Genomic DNA, 22,757 nt, shown 5'->3' with positions numbered 1-22,757 from the left:
CCTACTGCCACCCGATGAAGGGGGTGGACGGGGCAGGTTCCGAGGCCGCCGGGCGGTCCGGACGGAAGGACGCCAGCAGCTCAGCAGCCTCTCCAGCCTCCCCTGCACCGGAACCACCATCAAGTTCCTCGGCGACCAGTCGGCCGAGCAGCGCGGACAGCGTCATCCCCGAGTGCGCGACCAGTGCGTAGATCCGGCGGGGTTCATCGGTGAACCCGACGAGCGGGAAACCGTCCTCCGGCACACTGCGGCCGGACAGGTACACCGTCGGCACCGGCACCGGCGTGCCCAGAATCTTCTCCAGTTCGATCTCCATGAGATGACGGACCTCATCGCACACGGCGTCCGTCGACGTCGCGTCCACCGCCTCGGCCACCCGGTGCTCCACGCCCGGCAGCTGTATCCACAGGCGTCCGTCGTGGCGGGGCCGGACATTGATCACGTCGGTGATCACCACCCGGCCCAGCGGCACATCGGTCGGCACGCTCAGTCCCAGGAAACTGTGGGTGCGCGCGGTCGCACCCTCCTGTGCCGCGAGGTCAGCGACCGGCAGCCCGAGCGCCCGCGATCCGGCACCGGCGGCGACGACCACGGCGTCCGGCGTCAATTCGACCCCGTTGTCCAGCAGGACGTGGGCGCTCACCGCGTCCGAGGCCAGGTGTGTCACCCGCCCCTGCTGCACCGTCACCCCGCGGGACGCGAGGTCGTTCAGCAGACCCGCGGCGAACAGATCCGCGTCCAGGTACCCCTCGTCGGGGAAAAACAGCGCCTCCCCGCCGTCGGGAAGCAGGTGTGCCCAGTCCACGACCGGTTCCAGACCGGCCAGGTCGTCCCGCGTCACCGGCTCGACCGGGTAGTGCTCCGCGTACAGCCGGTCGAGCCGTTCGGAGATGAACTCCGCGCGCTGCTCCGGCGTCCCGGCGGACGAGGCGAGCACCGATCCGGAGCGGTGGAACCACTGCCCACCCAGCTCGTCCTGCAGCCGGTCGTGTTCCTCCATGCCCAGCGCGTTGAGCCGGTGGTAGGCGTGCGGCGGCTTGTTGTTCGCGTTGATCCACGCGAACGACCGGTGGGACGCCCCGGCGAACGGCGCCTCGGCGTCCAGCAGGGTCACCGTGTGCCCGCGGGACGCCAGCTCCCGTGCCGCCGTCAGTCCGAGGACGCCCGCCCCGATGACGCAGACGTCGGTGCGCGTCATGCCGTCTGCCGTGCGTGCCGTACGTGCCGTGCGTTCCGCCATTCCATCCACCTCACCACGAGTTTCTCTGCTTCGACGATCAACAACACCGTAACCCCGATGCCGGTGCACATGAGCCACTGCTGCCAGCTCAACGAGGTCAGTCCGATGAGGTCCGCGGCCGGCGTCCACGCGGTCGCCGCCCACTGCAGCACCAGCGCGGCCACCGCGGAACCGAGCAGCAGCGGGTTGCCCAGCGGATTCATCGCGAAGGCGGAGATGTGCAAGGCGCGGGCACTGAACACCTGGAAGAAATTGAACATCACCATGGTGATCAGGGCCAGTGTGCGGCATTCCTCCAGCGCCAGTCCCTGGTCGTTGGCGACACGGTAGACCAGCAGCGTGCCGATGCCCATCCACAGTCCCGTGATGACCGAGCGCATCCACATGTGGGTGTCGAGCACACCTTCATCCTTCGACCGGGGATTCTGGTCGAGTTCGTCGCCCTCCCCCTTCTCGAAGGAGAGGGCGATGTCCTGGATGCCGTTGGTGACGATGTTCATGAACAGCAGCATCACCGGCAGGAAGATCAGCGGTAGTTCGGTGAAGGTGTTCACCACCACCGCGGTCATCAACGCCAGGCCGTTGGAAATGAGGAAGAACGTGGCCTTCCGGATCGAGGAGAAGGTCACCCGGCCGAGCCGGACGGCATCGACGATGGTGACGAAGTTGTCGTCGGTGAGGACCACGTCGGCGGATTCGCGGGCGACATCTGTGCCGGAATCTCCCATCGCCACACCGATGGACGCCGCCTTGAGCGCCGGAGCGTCATTGACGCCGTCACCGGTGACGGCGACGGTCTCTCCGTCGGCTTTGAGCAGCTTGACGATCCGTAGCTTGTCCTGCGGACTCATCCGTGCGGCGACACTGGTGTGCCTGAGCCTCTCACGCAGCTGGGCGTCGTCCAGCCCGGCCATGTCTCGGCCGGTGATCGGCTCGTCGCCGGGACGTCCCAGCCCGAGCCGCCTGCCGATCGCCACGGCGGTGACGGGGTGGTCACCGGTGATCATCATGACGTGGATGCCGGCGGAACGGCACTGACCGATGGCCTCACGCACGCCCTCGCGCGGCGGGTCCATCATCCCCTGCAGGCCGGTGAACTGGAGGTCATGCGGGGTGTCAAGGGACTTCGGAACCGCCTCACCCTCATCGAGCACGCGGGAGGCGGTGGCGATGACGCGCAGCCCGTCAGCAGCCATCGCGTGGTTCGCCTCCACCATCGCCTCGTGGCGGACGCTTCCCCCGCCCATCCCCCGGCAGAAGGACGCCACGACCTCAGGCGCCCCCTTGACGTGCAGGACAAGCCGGTCCGTGCCGTCCTCCCCGGTCTCCCGGCGCAGCGTCTGCGAGTAGGCGTACTCAGGCTCGTAGGGCATGTCCGCCACCGGTGCCGTACTACGCTCCTCACCGGTGACCACACCCCGGTCGAGGGCTGCGGTGGCCATAGCGACATCGACGGCGTCCCCGATGAGGGTGTCGCCGTCAGGGTGGACGGTGGCGTCATTGGTCAGCGCGCCGGTGCGCAGCGACGGGGTCTCGTCGAGACCGGTGGGCGTCCACACGGTCTCCACGGTCATCCGGTTGACGGTGAGCGTGCCGGTCTTGTCCGAACCGATGACGGTGGTGGAACCCAGGGTCTCCCCGCTGGGCAGATGACGGACCACCGCATTGCGGGTCGCCATGCGCGACACCCCCACCCCCATCGCCACCGACAGGACGACCGGCAGCGCCTCCGGCATCGAGGAGACGATCAGCGCGACAGTCGAGCGGAAGGCGTCCCCCAGTCCGGTGCCGAGAATCAGATTGGTGATGAACACCGCGACGCCGACGACGACCAACAGTACGGCGATGGTCTTCTCGAGTCGGTCGGTGAGAACCTGCAGCGGCGTCTTCCCGCTGTCGGTCTGGACCAGGTCGGCGATGGAGCCGAGTTCGGTGTCGCGGCCGGTCGTGACGACCAGGCCCGTGGCACGGCCGGAAACGACAAGCGTGCCGGAGTAGGCCATGGTGACACGGTCGCCGAGCGGGGCGTCCTCCGCCAGCTCGACGCCGTGGTCGGAGACACCGGAACGCTTCGCGGTCGGCAGGACCTCGCCGGTGAGCATCGACTCGTCGACGCGCAGCCCGATGGACGCCGTGATCCGCAGGTCAGCGGGCACCATGTCGCCGGATTCGAGACGGACCGTGTCCCCGGGGACCAGATCCGTGGCCGGAATGCCGGTCACTGCTCCGTCGCGGACGACAGTGGCCTCGGGGGTGGAGAGTTCCGCCAGGGCGGCGACGTCCTTCTCCGCCTTGCGGGCCTGCCAGTAGCCGATCGAGGAGTTCAGCACGACGACGAGGAAGATCACCGCGCCTTCGAACCATTCCTGCTGGATAAGGGTGACGATGCCGGCGAGCAGCAGGAAGATCACCATCGGGGACGCGATCTGCCGCCCGAGGACGACGTACCAGGGGTCGGCGGTGGTCTCGGTGAGCTTGTTGGGACCGTGGCGTTCCCGTCGGGCGGCGGCGTCCGCGGAAGTCAGGCCGGTCCCGGCATCCGGGAGATCGAGAGCGGCTCTGACCTCTTCGATACCGGTGGTGTGCCAGACGGGTGCGGTCATCGACGGTCAGCTCCCTGGAAAGTACATGTCGTTCACTTCCCGAGAGTAGAACCCACCCGCCGGTGCTGCACGGGACCCGACGCAGGGGTCACCCCCGGATGTGAGAGGCAGGTAGCGTGAGCACCATGAACACCTCGGGCAACCCGCTGCTGCAGGACGGCGTCGACGGCGTCTGGTCCGTTTTCCTGCTGGCCACCGTGATCCTGATGTTCGTCGGGTTTCTCCGGTGGTACCGGACCAGGCCGCAACTCAGCACAGGTGAGGCGACGGCGTGGTTCTTCGTGATCTTCCTGGTCCCGGTGCTCGGCGGCGGCGCCTACCTCTACCGGGCGAGGACGCTGCGCGACCCCGGGAAATGACGGTGGACCGCCACGGACAGTCAGTCCAGGTCACACCTTCATCGAGATCTCGGTGCCACCCTGGCCAGGCACCGTCACCGAGACGAAGTCACCGGAGTTGCGTACCCGGTCCAGGTACCCGGCGTAGTCGGATGCCACCGAGACCACGTTGTCGCAGGCCACCAGCGCTCCGAGGCGCAGGTGCGGGATGAGGAGCTCCAGGGCCGGCAACGCCATCGGGATCCGGATGTCCATGAGGACGAAGTCCACCGGCCGGTCCAGGTCAGCCAGCGCCGCCAGCCGGGGCGGCAGGGTCTCCAGCAGGTCACCGGCGAGGATTTCGGCGTGCTCATCGACCCCTGCGTCCGCCAGGTTCTTCTCGGCGATCTTCACCTTCCCGGGTTCATGCTGCGTACCGATAACCAGGCCGTCCTCCCCGGCGTCGATCCCTACGTCCCGCACTGCGGCGGCAAGGTAGATGGTAGACACCCCGAATGATGCCCGATCTCGACGACGGTGCGTGCCCGGATGCTGCGACACAGCAGATGGCACAGCGCGGCCTTCTACGGATCGAGCGCCACCATCTTGTCGGCGAGCATCTCCTTGCCGGAGTCGGTCTGGGTGGAGTCCCAGTTCCCGGTCCCGAACTTCGCCTTCACCATCTCGCGGATCAGCGGCCAGATACTGCGGAGGAACTGGTGCCGGTTCTGCGCGTGAAGCCGGTCGACGACCTCGCGGGCCCGGGCGTCGAGTGGTGAGGGTACGGTCTTCGACGTTCTACTCATGTCAGGCGACCCTAATGTTCGATCGACGCCAGCGGAACCCCCTTTCCCCGGGGCATACGTACCGTGGGGTCATGGATACCGCCAGCGTCCTGAGCATTCTTTTCGCCATCGCCGTACTCGGCGGCGTTCCGTTCATCCTGGCCATACTCGCCCTCGTCGTGTTCCACCGCAGTGAGGCCGCCGAACCCTCCAGATTCATTGACCCGCACCGAAAGTTCGGCAATACAGTCACTGCTCTGGCAGGCATTGTCGTGGGCGTCCTACTGTGGGCCGCATGGATCAGCTGGGGGAACTTCGAGTACCCGACCTGGGCGATCGTCGGATGTGTGGTCACCTCCGTCATCGCGGTCATCGCACTCGGATTCATCTCGCGGTGGCGCTGGACCGGCTCTTTCGTCGGCGCCCTCGGTGGCCTGTTCGGCTTCTCCACCGCCTGCGGCATCCAGATGGCACACAGTGACGACACCGCGCTGTGGGGTGTCGGCTACATGATGATCGTCATCGGCGGCGGAGTGGTTCTCGCCCTGCTTGCGAGCGGAGTCATGCTGGTCCGGATGCCGAGGATGCCGCGCACACCGACGAAGGGTCACCCCTGACCGTCCCTAAGCTGTCCGGTCCCTCCTCTAGGGTGGGGCGCATGAGCCCGACCGACGCCGCCACTACTCCCGCCGCCTCCACCACCGACCTCCGCACCCGCGCCACGGAGATCCTCCGCGAACTCACCGGACGGGCGGACGCCGACTTCCGCGACGGCCAGTTCGACGCCATCGAAGTACTGGTCAGCGACCGGAAACGCGTCCTCGTCGTCCAACGCACCGGCTGGGGAAAGTCGGCGGTGTACTTCGTCGCCGCCCGACTGATCAGGGAAGGCTTCGGCGGCAGCGCAGGCCCGACCCTCATCATCTCGCCGCTGCTCGCCCTGATGCGCGACCAGGTCGCCGCCGCCGAACGTGCCGGGGTGCACGCGGCGACGATCAACTCCGCGAACGTCACCGAGTGGGATGACGTCCTCACCGCCCTGCGGGAAGGACGCCTCGACGTGCTGCTCATCTCGCCGGAGCGGCTGACCAACCCGAATTTCCGCGAGCGCGTCCTCGACCCGCTGCTGGGGGCGACCGGTGCCGGTGCCGGTGTCGGCATGATCGTCGTCGACGAGGCGCACTGCATCTCCGACTGGGGCCATGACTTCCGGCCCGACTACCGCCGGATCGGCGCACTGCTGGCGTCCCTGCCCGCCGACCTGCCGGTGCTGGCGACGACGGCGACGGCGAACAGCCGCGTCGTCGACGATGTCGCCGCCCAGCTCGGGGCGGACACCGCCGTCATCCGCGGCGCGCTGTCGCGCGATTCCCTGCGCCTGGGCGTCGCGCCGACCGCGTCCCCCGGTCACCGGATCGGCTGGCTGGTCCAGCACCTCGGGGACTTCACCGGTTCCGGCATCATCTACTGCCTCACGGTCTCCGCCGCCGAGGACACGACCCGTGCGCTCAAGGACGCCGGCTGGGACGTCGCCGCCTACACCGGACGCACCGACGCCGAGGACCGCGCCCGCCTGGAGCAGGCACTCAAGGACAACAGTCTCAAGGCACTGGTGGCGACCAGCGCTTTGGGCATGGGCTTCGACAAACCGGACCTCGGGTTCGTCGTCCACCTCGGCGCACCCAGTTCCGCTGTGGCCTACTACCAGCAGGTCGGACGCGCCGGTCGTGCCACGGAGTCCGCGGACGTCCTGCTGCTGCCCGGCGACGAGGATCCTGACATCTGGGAGTACTTCGCCACCGCGTCCATGCCCGAGGAGGAGGACGCGCTGACTGTGCTGGGCGCCCTGGCTGACTCCCCCGCTCCCCTGTCCGTCCCCGCGCTGGAACCTCTGGTCGGCATCAAGCGCACGAAACTGGCCCTGCTGCTCAAGACCCTGCAGGTCGACGGCGCGGTGGACCGGGCCGGGTCCGGTTTCGTCACCACCGGCGCGCCCTGGTCCTACGATGCGCCGCGCTACGCCGCGGTCGCCGAGGCCCGGAAGCGTGAGGCGCAGGCGATGCTGGACTACGAGGCAGGTCAGATGTGCCGGATGCGCTTCCTCGCCGAGGCGCTCGACGATCCGACCGCCCACGACTGCGGACGCTGCGACGTCTGCACCAGGGTCTGGTGGGACGCCACCGTCAGCGCCGACAACGAGTCCGGGGCACGCAAGGTGCTCTCCGGTATCGGTGTGCCCGTCGATCCGCGGGGCCAGTGGCCCTCCGGGATGGAGAAGGTCGGCGTGCAGCTCAAGGGGAAGATCCCGACCGACGAGCGGGTGGCGGAGGGCCGCGCCATCGCCCGTCTCACCGACCTCGGCGCCGGCCAGGTGCTGCGGAGCTTCCTCGCCGAGGGCGCCGAGGACCTGCCGGTGCCGAAGAACATCGCAGACTGGTGTGTCCAGGTTCTCAAGGAGTGGGGTTGGGATGAGCGTCCTTCCGTGGTCGTCGGCATGCCCTCGGTGACCCGACCGACGACGGCGGGTGACCTGGCGTCCGGCCTGGCGACGATCGGGCGGATGGTGGACGCCGGGTCGTTGGAGCTCACCCGCGATCCCGGAACGCCGGACGTCAACAGTGCCTTCCGGGTGAAGAACCTCGCCGGTGCGTTCGTGGTCTCCCCCGGGACTGCGGCGGCGGTCGAGGGGAAGGTCGTGCTGCTGGTGGACACCGAGGTCGGGTCGCGCTGGGCGATGACCGTGGCCGGACGCGAGCTACGTCGCGCGGGTGCGACGGCGGTACTGCCGTTCGCACTCGCCCTGCGGGGTTGACGTTGAGCGGGGCTGACGTTAACGCGGGTAACCGTCCGGTAGTACTGCCGTAACGCGGCACCCGTTCCAGTGGCGGTACCGGGGTCGCTGCTTTAACAGTGAGGACACTGGACCGACATCAGCGCTGTTTACCGTGAGGAGACGATGTTCATTCCGAGCATCCGTTGTACTCCCCATGACTGCGTCACAAATGGAGCTCTGCGCTGATGATTGATCCACAGGAATTGGCGGACGTCGCCTGGGTACTGGCCGCGATGACGGTCGTCCTCCTCATGTTCCCCGGTATCGCCCTGTTCTACGGTGGCATGTCCGGAAAAAACAATGTCCTCAATATGTTTGCGATGACCATGTCGACCCTCGGCACGGTCACCGTCCTCTACGTCCTGTTCGGGCACAGCCTGGTGCTCGGCGACTCGCTCGGTGGCGTCATCGGCGACCCGACGACATTCTTCGGCCTCGTCGGCAATGAGGACAGTGGCGTGGACGGCGGCTTCTCCGTGACCTCGGATATGGCGTTCTACACCATGTTCGCGTGCATCACCGTGGCGATCGTGGCCTCCGGTGCACTCGGCCGCATGAAGTTCTCCGCCTGGATCGTCTTCTCGATGGTCTGGGTCACGCTGGTCTACTTCCCGCTCGGACACTGGGTCTTCGGCGACGGCTGGATGGGCCGGGTCCTCGACTTCCACGACTACGCCGGTGGCACCGCGGTGCACATGGCCTCGGGTTTCGCCTCCCTGGCGCTCGCACTGGTGCTCGGCCCGCGGAAGAAGACCGCGAGCCGCCCGCACAGCATGCCCCTGGTCCTGCTCGGCGCGGGAATTCTGTGGATGGGTTGGATGGGATTCAACGGCGGCAGCGCCGGCGGCGCGAACTACGTCGCCCAGTACACGATGATGACCACGGTGTACGCCGGAGGAACCGGCATGCTCGGCTTCATGCTCTACGAGAAGTTCCGCCACGGTAAGTCCACCGTGCTCGGTCTCGCGTCCGGTGTGATCGCCGGGCTGGTCGCCATCACCCCGGCCGCAGACGGCGTGGACCCCTTCGGCGCACTGGCCCTCGGACTCATCGCCGGAGCATTCGTCGCCTGGGCATGTACCTGGAAGACGAAGCTCGGGATCGACGAATCCCTCGACGCCTGGGCCGTGCACGGTCTGGGCGGCATCGTGGGTGCGCTCTTCGTGGTGTTCTTCGGGTGGGCGACCTACACCAACGACGAACCGATCCGGGGCATCTTCTTCGGCGGAGACATCTCACTACTGTGGGGTGAGCTCGCGGCCATCGCCGTCACCTGCACCTTCTCCTTCAGCGTCACCTGGATCATCGTCAAGGTCATGGACAAGACGATGGGGATCCGGGTCAACGACGAGGACGAGGACGACCTCGACTTCAAGCTCCACGGCGAAACCGCCTACGACTACAACTAAGGAGAGTGACCATGCTGAAACTCGTCACCGCAGTCATCAAAGGCACCAGGCTCGACGCCGTCACCACCGCACTCGCCGACAAAGGCATCGGCGGGCTGACCGTCACCGAAGTCCTCGGATACGGCAATCAGGGAGGACGCAAGGAGGTCTACCGCGGCAGGGAGTACACCGAGAACTTCCTGCCCAAGTCCAAGATCGAGGTGATCGTTCCCGCCGACGCCGTCGAGGACATCATCGAGACCATCGTGCAGGCAGCCCGGACCGGCGCCGGGGAGATCGGCGACGGAAAGGTCTGGGCGAGCGAGCTCACCGGACTGGTGCGGGTGCGCACCGGCGAGCACGGTACCGACGCACTCTGAGCGGGACGCTGCGGGACTAGACTGGGCGGGCGACAACACCGCTATCAGAAAGGTCCGCTGACGTGCACGGAGAATACAAGGTCCTCGGGGGAAAGCTCATCGTCGTCGACCTGGAGGTGACGACGGCGTCCGAGAAGGATCCTGGCGTCCTCACCGGTGTCCGGATCGCCGGCGACTTCTTCCTGGAGCCGGACGAGGCACTGATCCGGATGACCTCCGCCTTGGAGGGCGCGCCGGCTGACCTGTCTGCCGAGGGCTACACCGAACGGGTCACGGATTCGTTGCTGCGCACCGACGTCCTGTTCGGCATCACCGCCGAGGGTGTGGGCATCGCGGTGCGTCGGGCGCTGGGCCATGCCATCGACTGGGACGACATCGACTTCGACGTCATCTACGGTCCCGCGATCGACCCGATGCTCAACGTCGCGATGGACGAGACACTCACCGACGATGTCGCCGCCGGACGCCGCAAGCCCTTCATGCGGCTGTGGGAGTGGAATTCCCCGCAGGTCGTCATCGGGTCGTTCCAGTCGTACTCCAACGAGATCAACCAGGAGGGCGTGGACAAGTACGGCATCACGGTCTCCCGCCGCGTCACCGGTGGTGGGGCGATGTTCATGGAGCCGGGCAACTGTGTGACGTACTCCCTGGTCGTCCCCCAGGCACTCGTCGACGGGCTGAGCTTCGCCCAGTCCTACCCCTTCCTCGACGAGTGGACGATGGAGGCGCTGAAGAAGGTCGGCATCAACGCCCACTACATCCCGCTCAACGACATCTCGTCGGACCAGGGAAAGATCGGCGGGGCGGCGCAGAAGCGGTTCTCCAACGGGTGGATGGTGCACCACGTGACCATGTCCTACGACATCGACGCCGAGAAGATGCTCGAGGTCATCCGTATCGGCAAGGAGAAGATGAAGGACAAGGGCACCCGGTCGGCGGTGAAGCGGGTCGACCCGATGCGCTCGCAGACGCAGCTGCCGCGTGAGGAGATCCTCAAGGTCTTCCACGACACCTTCAAGGAGAAGTACAACGCGACCGAGGGCGAGATCACGGCGGAGGATCTGGCCGTCGCACAGCGGCGGTGCGACGAGAAGTTCTCCACCGAAGAGTGGACGCACCGGCTGCCGTAGGCGGAATTCACCTCGGTCGGGCGCCCCAGGTTGGTCCGAGACTGTCAGACCAACCTGCAGCGCCCGACCCACGATGGTCCCCGGACATGACGACAGGGCGGCACCGTGACGGTGCCGCCCTTTTCTATGTCCGGCTGATGCCGGTCAGTACCAGTCAGTGACTAGCGGGCGCTGACCTGACCGAACTTTCCGGCGATCGGCTGGATGACCAGCGGGCGGGCCGCGGAGACCAGGGCGATGACGACGGCGAGGCCGAACACGAACCAGACGAAGCCACCGAGGTTGGAGGAGTCGTTACCGGCGAACATGTGGTTGAGGTTGTGCGTCATGCCGGTGGTGAAGACCAGGAAGACGTGGACGAAGACGAAGAACACGAAGAAGATCATGGTCGGGAAGTGGATCTTCCGGGCGACCGGGGCCGGGTAGAGCTTGTTCAGCTTCTTGGCCTCGGACGGCCACCACTCGCTCATGCGCAGGCCTGAGATGATGGCCAGTGGGGCGGCGACGAAGATGACCAGGAAGTACATGATCTGCTGGATGGAGTTGAAGTTCGTCCAGCCGTTCTCGGCGGGCCACTCGAAGGACGCGTACTGCAGTCCGGCGGAGATGGCGTTCGGGAAGACCTCCCAGCTGGTCGGGACGATGCGCGCCCAGTGTCCGGTGACGAACAGCAGGACAATGAAGATCAGGCCGTTGAGCATCCAGAACAGGTCCAGCGAGGTGTGGAGCCAGAGGTTGATGCTGATCTTCTTGCCGCCCTTCTTGGGCTGCCAGACGGCCGGCGGCTTCTGCTGGGTGCGGACGCGGAGTCCGGACTGCAGGATCAGGGCCATGAACAGGAAGTTCAGGTAGTGCTGCCACCGGGCCCAGATCGGGAAGCCTTCATCGGGGGCGATGGACTCGGCGGGCTCGTACTCGCCCGGGTAGTCCTTCATCCAGCTCTCCATGAAGTCGAGGTGGATGAACCAACGGACAGCGACGACGATGATGATGGCGGCGATGAGGGCGGCACCGAAGATCATCGCACCCTTCTTGCCGAGGCCCTTGACGGCGGCCCAGGCGCTGGCGGCCACGCCACCAACGCCGGCGACAGCCATGCCCCAGAGGTCAGCGACCTCCATGCCGAAGATGGTGAAGGGTTCCTTCTTCTTCTCGGGCTTCGGCTTGGGCTTGGCGGCGGTGGTCGTTGCGGCGGCAGCCGGAGCACCGGCGGCGGGAGCACCGGGGGTTGCCGGAGCACCGGGGACGCCAGGAGCGCCGGGGGCGGCCGGGGCTGCAGGAGCACCGGCAGCGGGAGCGCCGGGGGCGGCCGGAGCTGACGGCGCACCAGGGGCCGCCGGGGCGGCAGGCGCACCAGGGGCGGACGGTGCGCCCGGGGCGGCAGGCGCACCAGGAGCAGCCGGAGCACTCGGGGCGCCGGGCGCACCAGGAGCAGCCGGAGCACCCGGGGCCGCAGGAGCTGCCGCGGCAGGCGCAGCGGGAGCACCCGGGGCGCCGGGCGCACCAGGAGCAGCCGGAGCACCCGGGGCGGCAGGCGCACCAGGAGCAGCCGGAGCACCCGGGGCGCCGGGCGCACCTGGGGCACCCGGCGCACCCGGAGCGCCGGAGTTCAGCTTGATCGGGCCGGACGGAGCGGCCGGGGTTGCAGGCGCGGCGGGTGCAGCAGCCGGAGCCTCAGCCGGGGTCGCCGGAGCTGCGGCGGCGGGAGCCGCGGGTGCGGCAGGCACACCTGGAGCTCCGGGAGCACCCGGGGCGGTCGCGTTCAGCTTGATCGGACCGGACGGAGCGGCCGGAGCAGCAGGCTCGGCCGGAGCAGCAGGCTCGGCAGCGGCCGGTGCAGCGGCCGGAGCAGGCGGCTCGGCAGCGGCCGGAGCAGCGGGCTCGGCCGGAGCAGGCGGCTCGGCAGCGGCCGGAGCAGCGGGCTCGACCGGAGCAGCGGGGGTGGCCGGTGCAGCCGGGGTTCCCGGTGCACCGGGAGCACCCGGTGCAGTGAGCTTGATCGGAGCACCCGAGGGCGCCGATGCCTTCGACGCGGCGTCGCCGTCAGGCTGCCCGGGCGTGCCCGGGGGCGGGGGTGTGGTCGACATTGTCTAGTCTCCTCCTGCTTTTACTCGTCTGTAGCTGCTCGTCTGTGGCACTGCTGAGTTGCGTTTGAACTGTGATCCGAAGTTCGTCAAAGTCGGCGTTCACGACGCTGAAGATCATAGCGTCCACCTGCCGATTCCTCCCATTTTCCGGAAAGTCCCGATAAGCAATGCGTAGAAATCTTCTTTTGTTCTGCGAACGATGTCCCTACAACTCAACCAATCTGAATTGATAACTACATCGCACAGAGGATAACCCACCGCAGTGCGATGTGTCGAAAATCGCACCAGTCGAGAGGGAGAGACGCAAACCACTCTCACCCAGGAACCGAAGCGGTCAACTCGCAGTTGACTACAGTGAATCTAGGTGTCATGTTATTACACATCGGGAATCCCGTCCCACCGGCAGTACGGATCGCCCGGCTCACGCCCCCTGGAGCTCCCGTGGCCCTACTCCGTACCGCGCAGTGACGTCGCGACTGAACTGGGACAGATGCCGGTACCAGCTTCGGACGCCGTCAGCCCGGAGGAGAGCATCCGTACTGTCGCCTGTAACCACACCGTCGTACGCCACTGCAGCAGCGTCATCCCGGTTTCATCCCTGAACCGCGTATTCAGCGTCCTGACGGTCAGACCCACCGACGCCGCCCACTGCGCCGGCGTCCGCTGCTCGCGCAGGTCACCCAGGATGACGTCCGCCACCGTCGCCACCTGGACCGAGGCCCACGAGCACGACATGTCCGCGGCGACCCCCGGCACCCAGGCCTGCCGCAGGACCACCGACCTGTCGTACCCGGTCGGCCCCACACCACACTGGTTGGCCATGACATGCTGCAGCAACGCGGGCACCTCGTATTCCGGCATCGTCACCGGACCACACCTCTCATCCAGAGTCACCTCGGCGACAGTGAACGTCAGTGGAAGCACCATCGCACCCGCCCCAAGCTTCACCCCGTGGCCGCGGTAGGCCGGCATCCACGCGACCTCACCCTTGGCAACATCGAGGATCCGCCCACCCACGGTGAGCCGCATCGACCCGCGGTACACCCACAGAAGCAGGTGGAAGCCGTGGTTCAGACTCGGCGGAGCGGACGCCGCCGACCAGCCCGGAGGCCCCGATGGAAGGACGCCCGGTGCGTCCGCGGCGTCCTGACCGTCCCGCCACGCCGTGGGCGTGAGACCGAACCGCGTGCGGAACGCCCAGATGAACCCGGTCGACGTCCGGAACCCGACGGCCGCGGTGACCTGCGACACCGACGTCCCGGGGTCACGCAGCAGGGTCAGAGCGGCGTCCAACCGGACCTCCCGACGCCACGCGGCGAAGGTCAGTCCGGTCTCCACGACAAAGGCGCGGTGCAGCGTCCTCTCCCCCACCTGCACAGAGGATGCCCACTGGGCCGCGGTCCGGTCCGATGCAGGGCCCTTCACCAGGGCTCGTGCCACCTGCCGCACCTGAGTATTGCGGGGCATCGGCGGCAAAGTCGACGCAGAAGACGGACCGGCGCTCCCCCGCAACCACTCGACGATCTCCGCCTCCCGGTACCCGCGTTCCCGGATCGGCGCGATGGACGCGGTGAAGTGGTGCCGTAGCCAGTCGTTGTACTCCTCGCCCGGGGTGAAGACCTGCGGGGTGTCCGGACCGTCCGGCACCTCCCCCGCATCGATCCGCACCGGCACGACGACGGCTCCCGGTGCGACGGCGAGCGCGGCGTCCTTCCCCGGAGGAAGCAGGACGCACCGCCCGGCGGTCAGTCGTTCCACCTCGCCGCAGTGCACGGAGACGCTGCCGGTGTGACACCACAGCAGGAGGTACCCGCCGCCAGACGACAATGTGACGCGGAACGGCGTCAGATCATCAAGCACGGGGCAGTCAGGTACGACGGGAAAGCATGAGACGAAGCATAGCCTGCCTTTTCGACAACATGACTTCAGGATCTCAGGAGAACCCGTGAAACTGTCCCGCACCCTGCCCGCTGCGCTGCCCGGCGCCGTCCTCGCCCTCGGCGTGACCGCCTGCAGCTCCGATGACTCGGATGACAACAACACCGGTAAGAGCACCGGCACTGCGACCGAGTCAGCGTCCTGGCCCGTCACGGTCGAGCACACCCTCGGGTCATCGACCATCGAGGAGAAGCCTGAGCGGATCGTCGTGCTGCACGAGGCCGGCATCGACCCGGTGCTCTCCCTCGGTCTTGAGCCGGTCGCCATGTTCGAGATCCAGGGTGGCGACGAGAGCATGCCGTGACCGGAGGGAAAGATCGACTGGCCGGAAGACGCCGCCCTGACCGCCGACCGCACCGCCAACCCCGAAGCGATCGCGTCCTACGACCCCGACCTCATCGTCCTCGGCGATGTTTACACAGATGACGCAAAGTTGGCCGAGCTCGAGAAAATCGCCCCGACCCTCGTCTACGACTGGCCCACCGACGGCCCGGCGTGGCAGCCGATCCTCGACGGTGTCGCCGAAGCCACCGGGCTTCAGGACAAGGCCGCCGAGGTCAAGGAGAAGTACAACGACCGGATCGCCGAAATCCAGGAGGAGTTCCCCGGCATCGACGGACTTACCTACAACTCGGCGATGCTCAACCAGGGTCAGCTGGTCTACTCCACCAACTCCATGTTCGAGGACCTCGGCATGGTCCAGACGGACGCACAGAAGGCGGCCGGCGCGCGCGGCACCGTGTCCCTGGAGCGGCTCGACGAACTCGACGGTGATGTGCTGGTCATCTACGACCCGGCCAGTGAGAAGAAGCAGCTGGAGGACAACGCCCAGTTCGCCGCGTTGCCTTCGGTGAAGAACGGTTCGCTGATCTGGCAGGACATGGCGCTCGGCTATGCCGTCACCACTGCGTCCGGCCCGATGAGCCCGGACTGGGCTGTCGAGCACATAACCCCGGAGCTCACCGCCGCGGTGAAGTAAAAACTCCAGCGTCGGCGAGGGCCCGGAGGGGTTACCGTGTGTCAATGCCAGACTCCCCAGAACGCACTTCACCCGGCGCAACCGTAACCACCTCAGCCATGGCGATCATCGACGCCGCCACCGCCTGGCTCTCCCCCGACATCCACAGCTGGGGAGCGTCCCGCGAGACCGTGCAACGGTGGCTGGAACCGGAACTCGGGCGTCTCGACAACGGCGACTTCGGTACACAGGTCCGCGACGCGGTCGGGCTTCCCGTTACCGACCCCGTTGATGTGGGCGAACCGGGTTATCGCCCTCCCTCACGGCGAGTGGGCTCTCGCCGGCATCCGATTCCGGGACCGCAACCTCGAGCGGTGCTTCGTGGATATCATCGCCACGTCCCTGCCGGCGCGTCCTGAGTCGCTCGCCACCCTCGCACCGGCACTGGAGTTCTTCTCGGAGTTCAGCCCGAAACGCCTGCGTATCGTTATCCCGGATCTTGACCTGTTCACTGCGTCCGGCGACCCTGCAGCACCCGACACCGAGCCCGATCTCCGCGTCGTCGCCGCTGCGCTGGATGAGGCAACCCCGTTGTCCACGGGCTATGTGTCACTGGTCAGCACCAACCCCGACGCTGCGTCATCGCTGGCGGAGCAGATCTACGGTCGCATCGCGGCCGACAACCCCGTCCTCCTGGAGTGGTCGCATCTCTCCACCGCCTCCTGTCTCTCTGATCCTGCGGACGAGGGCCTGCTGTTCACCATCCGGTTCCGCGACGAGGACGCCGGGGTCCTCGCGCTCCTCCGACAGGACGACTACGGGCTGGCCGGCTGGCTTGTCGAGGAGAAGTGCGTCGACCCCGCGTTCAGGGGGCACAACCTCTCAGCGGCGGCGACCGTCCTCGTCATGCGGCAGCTGGCGTCCCATCCGGACTGCGCCGCGATCAGGGACGCCGACACCCGGCCCGTCATCTGAGGCCACATCCACAAGGACAACGGGTCCTCGCTGCACAGTGCCTTCGCCGCAGGACGCCGCGACGTCGGCGGGCATCTCTGGGTCACACCGGAGGGCTACCCCGGGTTCTGGGTGCCGTTGTCACGGACCAGGGAATTCGGGGCTACCTGTACGGGCCTGACGTTGATAGTATCTGCTATATGACCACTACAGAAGCAGTTATCGACCAGATCAGCGCCCGGGCCCAGGATGCGGACGAACTCCGGGCGCATGCCGCCGAGATGCTGGTGTCCGCCGTCCGCACCGGACATGCGGCGGGTCTGACCCAACGACAGATCGCGGACGCCGTCGGTCGCAGTCAACCGGAGGTGTCCCGGTTACTCCGGTTCCACAGCACCACTCCACTGGGCCAACGGCTGCAACGACGCCGACCGCAGGTACTCGAGATCCTCAGAAAGGCCGGCGTAACCAACCCCCGGGTGTTCGGCAGCGTCGCCCGTGGCGAGGACCATGAGGATTCCGACATCGACCTGCTTGTGGACCTGCCCGAGGGGTTCGGCCTGTTGTCTCTTTCCCGACTGGAAGGACAGGTTGCTGAGGCACTGGGCACTCGTGTTGATATCGTCCCGGCCAGTGCTCTGCGCGTGCATATCAGCCGTTCCGCTCTCGCTGATGCGGTGCCGCTGTGAGCAGGACGGACAGGGAGAAAAACACGGATGCACTGAACCACATCGAAGCGATGCACCGCCATCTCAGTCGTCAGAACCTGTCAGACGAGACCGTCGCTGACGCGGTCTCCATGAGGCTCTCTGCCGCAATCGAATCATTGCGAACAGCTGATGGTGGCCTGGAATCCCGACTCTTCGGTGACGACTGGAAGTTCATGTGGGCCATGCGGAATCGTCTCGCTCATGGCTACATTTCTGCCGATCTGGGCATCGTGAGAACCACGGTGTCCGAGGATCTCCCTGAGTTCGAGAGAAACCTCCGCCGCAAACTCGACGACCTCCACGACCCGTGCGAGCTGGACAAACTGGACTGACCGCCACTCACCCCTCCCGGGTCAGCTGCACCAGCGTCTGCTCAGGAGTGGTCAGCGCCCGCAGCGTCCCGATCCCGGTGATGACCGCGGCGATGACCACCCCGGCGAGGATGACGTACATCAGCGCCAGCTGCGTGGCGACAGCCTCCAACGGGTCCATGCCCGCCAGGATCAGGCCCGTCATCGCGCCCGGCAGGAAGACGATGCCGAGTGCTGCGGTCTGCTCGACCTGCGGGGAGATCGCGGTGCGCAGCGCCGATCGCAGCAGCCGGGAGGACGCCCTGCGCACGCTCATTCCCAGCGCCAGCCCGGCCTCGACCTCGGCACGCTGGTCGGAGGCGAACTCCGAGACCAGGGTCGCCGCAACCACCCCGACCTTCATCGAGTTACCGATGACCATCCCGGCCACCGGAACCAGTGCCCTGCTGTTCAGCTCGAAGATCCCGAAGCCGAAGATGACGGCCAGCGAAGTCACCGCGATGGTCGTGTAGGCGGTCACCGAGATGAGGAACAGTCCCGGTACCCGCGGCGCACGGCGCGTCACCGTCATGGACGCGAAGCCGATGATGCCGACTGTCCATGCCCAGGACCACCAGATCGACGTGTCCGGGTCCACGAGCAGCACCAGTGCGAAGCCCACGATGCCCATCTGCACCAGTGAGCGCGCCACGGCCACCACGATCGGCCGGTTGAGTTTCAGGTGGAATCCGCTGGTCACGGCCATCGCCACGGCGATGAAGATCAGGGAGACCGCCAGGCCGACCCAGCCGACGGCACCTCCGTCCCCGCTCATGCGGTCACCTGACCCGCATCGATACGGATGGACCGGTCGGCGATCCGCTGCACCTGCGCCGGGTCGTGGGAGACCCAGAGCACCGAGAGGTCGCGTCCGCCCTGTGCTTCCGGTGCCACGAGCCGTTGCGCCAGCTCCTCGAGGACGCCGGTGGCATCCTCGTCGAGAGCGGAGGTGACCTCGTCGGCGAGCAGTACATCGGGTTGGGTCGCCAGCGCGCGGGCGAGGCAGAGCCGCTGTGACTCGCCGCCGGAGAGCGTGTCCGCCTCGCGGTCCAGGTAGGACGCCTCCAGGCCGACCTCGGATAACAGAGCGGTGGCTGCGTCCTCTTCGAGGGACCCGTCGGCGGCGCGCAGGTTGTCGAAGGCGGTGCCGGCGAAGACCGTGGGCCGCTGGAAGACCATGGCGACCTGCCGACGCAGGGTCAGCGGGTCGAGGGAACCGAAGCCGGTCAGCGGGGTGCCGCAGTAAAGGATCCGTCCGGACGTGGGCACTTCCAGCAGATTGCAGCAGCGCAGCAGCGTCGACTTGCCGGAGCCGGACGGTCCGGTCACCGCGGTGATGCCGCCGGTCGGGATGTCGAGGGTCACGTGGTCGAGGATGGGGCGTCCGTCACGGACCAGGGTGACGTCCTCGAAAGCGAACAGTGGCTCGCTCATGACAGCTGGTCCCGCAGCTCATCGAGCACCGCACCCGCGGCCGCACTGCGGTCCGGGTCGGACGCCGCGACCGCCAGGACCAGGGCCTCGAGCACCACCACGGTCGGCGCATAACTGGGGCTGTACCCGGGATTGCCGCGCCCCACACCGAGCACCACCGCGCACTGCGGATCGACGGTGTGGACACCTTCACTGAGCTGGACGACCGGAATGTCGAGTGCCGCAGCCCGCCCATAGAGGACGCTGACCTCCACGGTCGCCCGGTCGTAGGACATGAGCACGACGATGTCACCGGCGGCGAAGGCGGCGAGCTCGTCAGCGAAGGAGCGTCCGCTGGACCCCGCAGCGACGGACCACACCCCGACGCGGCGGAAGCGGTGGGCCGCGTAGTCGGCGATGGACCGGGCCGGGCCGGAACCGACGAGGACGACGCACCGGGCGGCGATGACCTCGACGGCATCAGCGAGTGCATCCTGACGGACACGTTCCGGAAGAACGCCGACAGCCTCGGCGGATTCGGCGATGTACCGGGTGACCTCACTCTCCGGCTCGTACACGAGTGACCGGATGGTGCTCTCCATCCGGCCTGCCCGGGACAGCTCGACGGCAAACTGTTCACGCAGGTCATCGAGGCCGTCGAAGCCGAGCTTACGGACGGTGCGCACGACGGTCGCGTCGCTGGTGCGGGACGCCTCGGCGAGCTTCAGTGCGGAGAGGTACCCGACACTGTGGGGATTGTCCGCCATGAATTCAGCGACACGGATCTCGGCGGGGGTGAGTTCACTGCGGTGGGCGGCGATGCGGTCTACCAGCTGCATGTCGTGGACACTACAGTATTCATCGCAGAACGTAGTGAGCACTACTTCACGCCCACCCGAGGGTACGCTACCTTTCTGTCCTGCCAGGTTGACCGCGTCACGGTGGTTGAACTACTCCCTGTCCACCCTCTCGCGGTCAACCTACGGCTCACCTTGCGGCTCAGGCCGAGAAGATCATCAGCGACCTCAAGGTCGAGTACTCCGACGCCTTCACCATCAACGCCGCCGGTCCGAACTCGCTGCGCTGGTTCCTCGACCGGATCACCCCGACCATCGAGAAGTTGAAATAGGCACTGTGCTAAACATATCCAACGCCAACTGAAATAAACGTCATCACCTCCTGGTCCTTCCAGATGGAGGTGCCGATCCCCGAGGACATCGGTCCGCTCCTCGTCCCCGGTGAAACGCCCATCGCCGCGTACAAGACCTTCCGTGATTCCGCTGTCTTCACCGACCGACGGCTCATCGTCCGGGACGCCCAGGGCCTGCGCGGCAAGAAGGTCGAGATGTACTCCCTGCCGTATTCCTCGATCAACATGTGGTCCTCAGAGAACGCCGGGACCCTGGACTTCACGGCGGAACTGGAGCTGTGGACCCGGGCCGGGAAGATCAAGATCGGGCTCGGTCGAGGTGTGGACGTCCGCCGCCTCGACCAGCTCATCGCGAACATCCTGCTCGGCAACCACTGACGCGGACGCCAGACGCCGAGTTCACCCCGGATACATCACAGCCCGTGCCACATCCGACCCCCGAAAGTGACACAGCGCGTGATGTATCCGGAGTGAACACCTCACGCCCGCCCTAGGGTGCGCAGCACCGAGCCCCAGCCGACGACTTCGGCGGCGGTGAACTTCAGACCGGCGTCCGCGATGACCGTCTCCAGCTCCGTCACGGTGCGGAAGCCGCCACCGGTCAGCGTGAGATTCAGCAGGTCAGCCTCGGCATCGTGCTCATCAGGCCCTTCGGCGTGGTCGATGTCCTGGGTGTCCTCCAACAGCAGGATGCGTCCACCCTCGACCAGAGAGCACGCCGCCCTCCGCAGCGCGAGCACCGCCTCGGCGTCCGCGATCTCGGTGATGGTCCCGGCGAACAGGATCGTGTCCGCCGGCGCCGTCTTCTCGTAGACCGACTGCTCGACAATGCTGATCCGGTCACGGGCGGCGGCGTCGACCACGGCAGCGGGCAGATCGGCCCGGAGCCAGGCGGCCGGCGTCGGCAACGCGACAATCTCCACCTGCGCCTCGGGGAATGCTGCGACGAGCTCGGCGGCCAGCACATTCGCATCCCGGGAGTGCAGGACGATGCGCTGCGGGCCTGTCCCGGCGCCCAATGACTGCGAGGCCGCCAACAGGCCGGCCATGAAGGACGCGAGACGCGCCGTGTTCTCCAGTGCCCGGTCCGAGAACCTCGGATCAACCTGCAGATCCGTGTAGGGATGCCCGGTGACCTCCTCGTACACCGGACGCCCGGTACGCACCGCCTGTTCAAGCCTGCGGAGGGCGAGCTCCTGGCGGGCCATGAGTCCGTCGTCCAACAGGTACTCGAGAACATCCTCGTGGGTGAGGTAGACCCCGGACTCACTGAGCCGGTACTCCTCAGGCCGGTAGTCGCCGGCGGCGGACGCCGTGGAGCCGGGACCCGTGGACCCGACCGGCTCGACCAGCTCCAGTACCTCCAGGTAGCGCAGGAGCTTCCGCAGCGCCCGGTCGTCGGCACCGGTGGCCTCCACCAGGCCGGCGACCGTGGTAGTGCCACGGTTCAGAAGTTCACCGAGGCCGAGATTAGCCGCCGCCTGGAACTTCTCGAAGGCGGTCTCGTGGTTGTCGGCGTCGACAACTGCAGCGTCCCCTTCGACACTCTCCACCCTCTCCCGCTTCCGGTATCCGGTGAAATCGATCCACGCCTTGTCCAGGCCACGCTGCTCGATGAGGGGACGCCGCAGGTCACGGACCACGGACTGCTCCCCCCGCCAGCCAGGCGAAACATTGCCCACCCTGCCAGTCGGCGGCGGCGACAGCGTCGGCCAGAAAGGTGGATGCCTCGGCGGAGACTCCGTTGCGCGGTAACCAGGTGACTTCCATGTTCGGCAGCTCGCGTAGGTCGTAGACGTGGGACTCCTCGGCGACCTCGAGGAAGACCTGTCCCCTGGCGTCCGCCGGGAGATCCTCGAGGAAGCGGGCGATCGCGGGCGTGGCGGCGTCGTCACCGGCGATGAGCAGCCAGTCCGCACCTTCCGGCAGGCTCCTGGAAGAGGACGGCCCGGCGATGTGGATCCTCTCGCCGGGCTGGGCACGGTACGCCCAGGTCGTGGCAGTGCCCAGGCCGTGCTTCACGAAGTCGACGTCGAGTTCGCGGGTGTCGGCGTCTCACCGGCGCACGGTGTAGGACTAGCTGAGCGGACGCCGCTCCTTCGGGAACTTAATGCCGCCGTCCTTGTGCAGCGGAAGTACCGGCTCAGTTTCGCCCGGGTAGGCGAAGATCAGCTTGATGTCGTCGCCGAAGCCGGTGGAGGTGAACTCCAGCTGGTCGACATCCTCCGGAGTTGTCAGCGCATCGTGCTCGTCGCCGGTGAGGGTGACGCGCCGAAGGCCCGGAGTGATGTCCGCGACCCTCTTCACCTCGAGTTCCCGCAGTGCGATGGGGTGGGCGGACGGGCGCGACGGGGCACAAGGGTCTCCTGGATGGTGGGGGGGGATTAGCGGCAGAATTGTCCTCGGGCTAAGAACCCCCGCCGCCTGGCAGTTGGCCTGGACTGCCGGGTAGTTGACTGTGCGGTTCATGCAGCACATCTGCGTCAGGCACGAATCGCGGATTCTGTGGCACAGAATCGCG

Annotated in this window: 23 protein-coding genes and 1 pseudogene; 12 read left to right on the top strand and 12 right to left on the bottom strand. The window is 67.0% G+C overall.

Going from position 1 to position 22,757, the window contains the following annotated elements; all coding sequences use genetic code 11:
* Nucleotide 1 precedes the first annotated feature (1 nt).
* On the bottom strand, nucleotides 2–1,240 hold the full coding sequence (locus CVA01_RS09795) for an NAD(P)/FAD-dependent oxidoreductase (RefSeq protein WP_244938242.1): 1,239 nt from the start codon (nucleotides 1,238–1,240) through the stop codon (nucleotides 2–4).
* Entirely contained in the window at nucleotides 1,195–3,843 is a 2,649-nt protein-coding gene (locus CVA01_RS15310; protein ID WP_141330393.1) for a cation-translocating P-type ATPase, read from the bottom strand. Before CVA01_RS15310 ends, CVA01_RS09795 begins: the two co-directional genes overlap by 46 nt.
* 125 nt (nucleotides 3,844–3,968) lie before the next feature.
* Here CVA01_RS15310 and CVA01_RS09785 point away from each other — a divergent pair, with 125 nt between their 5' ends.
* A complete protein-coding gene (locus tag CVA01_RS09785) occupies nucleotides 3,969–4,202 on the top strand; it encodes a PLDc N-terminal domain-containing protein (protein WP_373862676.1) in 234 nt (77 codons plus the stop codon).
* A gap of 30 nt (nucleotides 4,203–4,232) precedes the next feature.
* Here CVA01_RS09785 and CVA01_RS15305 read toward each other — a convergent pair whose 3' ends face one another.
* Nucleotides 4,233–4,670 carry an O-methyltransferase gene (locus CVA01_RS15305; RefSeq protein ID WP_244938241.1) on the bottom strand — a complete coding sequence of 146 codons (438 nt, stop codon included), beginning with the start codon at nucleotides 4,668–4,670 and terminating at the stop codon, nucleotides 4,233–4,235.
* 74 nt (nucleotides 4,671–4,744) lie between these two features.
* A complete protein-coding gene (locus CVA01_RS15300) occupies nucleotides 4,745–4,966 on the bottom strand; it encodes a hypothetical protein (protein WP_244938240.1) in 222 nt (73 codons plus the stop codon).
* Nucleotides 4,967–5,037: 71 nt separating this feature from the next.
* Here CVA01_RS15300 and CVA01_RS09775 point away from each other — a divergent pair, with 71 nt between their 5' ends.
* The 5 genes from CVA01_RS09775 (at nucleotide 5,038) to lplB (ending at nucleotide 10,676) form a co-directional block, all read left to right on the top strand.
* Nucleotides 5,038–5,562, top strand: coding sequence for a hypothetical protein (locus tag CVA01_RS09775; RefSeq protein ID WP_141330389.1), 525 nt, complete (start codon nucleotides 5,038–5,040; stop codon nucleotides 5,560–5,562).
* Nucleotides 5,563–5,603: 41 nt separating this feature from the next.
* A complete protein-coding gene (locus CVA01_RS09770; RefSeq protein WP_141330387.1) occupies nucleotides 5,604–7,757 on the top strand; it encodes a RecQ family ATP-dependent DNA helicase in 2,154 nt (717 codons plus the stop codon).
* Nucleotides 7,758–7,963: 206 nt separating this feature from the next.
* Nucleotides 7,964–9,187, top strand: a complete 1,224-nt coding sequence (locus tag CVA01_RS09765; RefSeq protein ID WP_141330385.1) for an ammonium transporter — start codon at nucleotides 7,964–7,966, stop codon at nucleotides 9,185–9,187.
* Nucleotides 9,188–9,201: 14 nt separating this feature from the next.
* On the top strand, nucleotides 9,202–9,546 hold the full coding sequence (locus tag CVA01_RS09760) for a P-II family nitrogen regulator (protein WP_174775632.1): 345 nt from the start codon (nucleotides 9,202–9,204) through the stop codon (nucleotides 9,544–9,546).
* Nucleotides 9,547–9,608: 62 nt separating this feature from the next.
* A complete protein-coding gene (lplB, locus tag CVA01_RS09755; RefSeq protein WP_141330381.1) occupies nucleotides 9,609–10,676 on the top strand; it encodes a lipoate-protein ligase small subunit in 1,068 nt (355 codons plus the stop codon).
* Between the two features lie 161 nt (nucleotides 10,677–10,837).
* Here lplB and CVA01_RS15295 read toward each other — a convergent pair whose 3' ends face one another.
* Nucleotides 10,838–12,763: a cytochrome b/b6 domain-containing protein gene (locus tag CVA01_RS15295; protein ID WP_244938239.1), complete on the bottom strand. Its 1,926-nt coding sequence runs from the start codon at nucleotides 12,761–12,763 to the stop codon at nucleotides 10,838–10,840.
* A 447-nt stretch (nucleotides 12,764–13,210) separates the two neighbouring features.
* Nucleotides 13,211–14,521: a helix-turn-helix domain-containing protein gene (locus CVA01_RS09740; protein WP_244938238.1), complete on the bottom strand. Its 1,311-nt coding sequence runs from the start codon at nucleotides 14,519–14,521 to the stop codon at nucleotides 13,211–13,213.
* A 187-nt stretch (nucleotides 14,522–14,708) separates the two neighbouring features.
* Between CVA01_RS09740 and CVA01_RS15290 the strand changes: the two genes are divergently transcribed.
* The 5 genes from CVA01_RS15290 to CVA01_RS09720 all read left to right on the top strand — a co-directional run bounded on the left by CVA01_RS15290 (nucleotide 14,709) and on the right by CVA01_RS09720 (nucleotide 17,655).
* Nucleotides 14,709–15,005, top strand: a complete 297-nt coding sequence (locus CVA01_RS15290) for an ABC transporter substrate-binding protein (RefSeq protein ID WP_244938237.1) — start codon at nucleotides 14,709–14,711, stop codon at nucleotides 15,003–15,005.
* Between the two features lie 12 nt (nucleotides 15,006–15,017).
* Nucleotides 15,018–15,680, top strand: coding sequence for an ABC transporter substrate-binding protein (locus CVA01_RS15285; RefSeq protein ID WP_307723364.1), 663 nt, complete (start codon nucleotides 15,018–15,020; stop codon nucleotides 15,678–15,680).
* A gap of 270 nt (nucleotides 15,681–15,950) precedes the next feature.
* Nucleotides 15,951–16,634 (top strand): hypothetical protein, encoded by a 684-nt coding sequence (locus CVA01_RS09730; RefSeq protein WP_141330379.1) that lies wholly within the window; start codon nucleotides 15,951–15,953, stop codon nucleotides 16,632–16,634.
* 179 nt (nucleotides 16,635–16,813) lie between these two features.
* Nucleotides 16,814–17,302 carry a nucleotidyltransferase domain-containing protein gene (locus CVA01_RS09725; protein WP_141330377.1) on the top strand — a complete coding sequence of 163 codons (489 nt, stop codon included), beginning with the start codon at nucleotides 16,814–16,816 and terminating at the stop codon, nucleotides 17,300–17,302.
* Nucleotides 17,299–17,655, top strand: coding sequence for a HepT-like ribonuclease domain-containing protein (locus CVA01_RS09720; protein ID WP_141330375.1), 357 nt, complete (start codon nucleotides 17,299–17,301; stop codon nucleotides 17,653–17,655). Before CVA01_RS09725 ends, CVA01_RS09720 begins: the two co-directional genes overlap by 4 nt.
* 7 nt (nucleotides 17,656–17,662) lie before the next feature.
* On the opposite strand, the gene CVA01_RS09715 is transcribed toward CVA01_RS09720, so the two are convergent.
* Genes CVA01_RS09715 through CVA01_RS09705 form a run of 3 tightly spaced genes read right to left on the bottom strand, consistent with a single transcriptional unit; the run spans nucleotide 17,663 to nucleotide 19,925 of the window.
* Entirely contained in the window at nucleotides 17,663–18,448 is a 786-nt protein-coding gene (locus CVA01_RS09715) for an ABC transporter permease (RefSeq protein ID WP_141330373.1), read from the bottom strand.
* Nucleotides 18,445–19,107, bottom strand: coding sequence for an ABC transporter ATP-binding protein (locus CVA01_RS09710; RefSeq protein ID WP_141330372.1), 663 nt, complete (start codon nucleotides 19,105–19,107; stop codon nucleotides 18,445–18,447). Before CVA01_RS09710 ends, CVA01_RS09715 begins: the two co-directional genes overlap by 4 nt.
* Nucleotides 19,104–19,925 (bottom strand): MurR/RpiR family transcriptional regulator, encoded by an 822-nt coding sequence (locus CVA01_RS09705; RefSeq protein ID WP_141330370.1) that lies wholly within the window; start codon nucleotides 19,923–19,925, stop codon nucleotides 19,104–19,106. Before CVA01_RS09705 ends, CVA01_RS09710 begins: the two co-directional genes overlap by 4 nt.
* Before the next feature lie 323 nt (nucleotides 19,926–20,248).
* Here CVA01_RS09705 and CVA01_RS09700 point away from each other — a divergent pair, with 323 nt between their 5' ends.
* Nucleotides 20,249–20,614: a PH domain-containing protein gene (locus CVA01_RS09700; RefSeq protein ID WP_280528074.1), complete on the top strand. Its 366-nt coding sequence runs from the start codon at nucleotides 20,249–20,251 to the stop codon at nucleotides 20,612–20,614.
* A 101-nt stretch (nucleotides 20,615–20,715) separates the two neighbouring features.
* Here CVA01_RS09700 and CVA01_RS15280 read toward each other — a convergent pair whose 3' ends face one another.
* From CVA01_RS15280 to CVA01_RS15270, 3 genes and pseudogenes are all read right to left on the bottom strand, one after another.
* Entirely contained in the window at nucleotides 20,716–21,879 is a 1,164-nt protein-coding gene (locus CVA01_RS15280) for a methyltransferase (protein ID WP_244938236.1), read from the bottom strand.
* Nucleotides 21,869–22,258, bottom strand: a complete 390-nt coding sequence (locus CVA01_RS15275; protein ID WP_244938248.1) for a siderophore-interacting protein — start codon at nucleotides 22,256–22,258, stop codon at nucleotides 21,869–21,871. The genes CVA01_RS15280 and CVA01_RS15275 overlap by 11 nt, the downstream gene beginning before the upstream one ends.
* Nucleotides 22,235–22,543, bottom strand: a pseudogene (locus CVA01_RS15270) (siderophore-interacting protein); the annotation flags it as partial. The pseudogene CVA01_RS15270 and the gene CVA01_RS15275, both read right to left, overlap by 24 nt.
* Nucleotides 22,544–22,757 lie beyond the last annotated feature (214 nt).

Origin of the sequence: Corynebacterium variabile (assembly GCF_006539825.1) — a bacterium.
Classification (GTDB): Bacteria; Actinomycetota; Actinomycetes; order Mycobacteriales; family Mycobacteriaceae; genus Corynebacterium; species Corynebacterium variabile.
The sequence above is the reverse complement of the archived record's forward strand: the minus strand, read 5'-3'. Positions and strand labels throughout refer to the sequence as shown.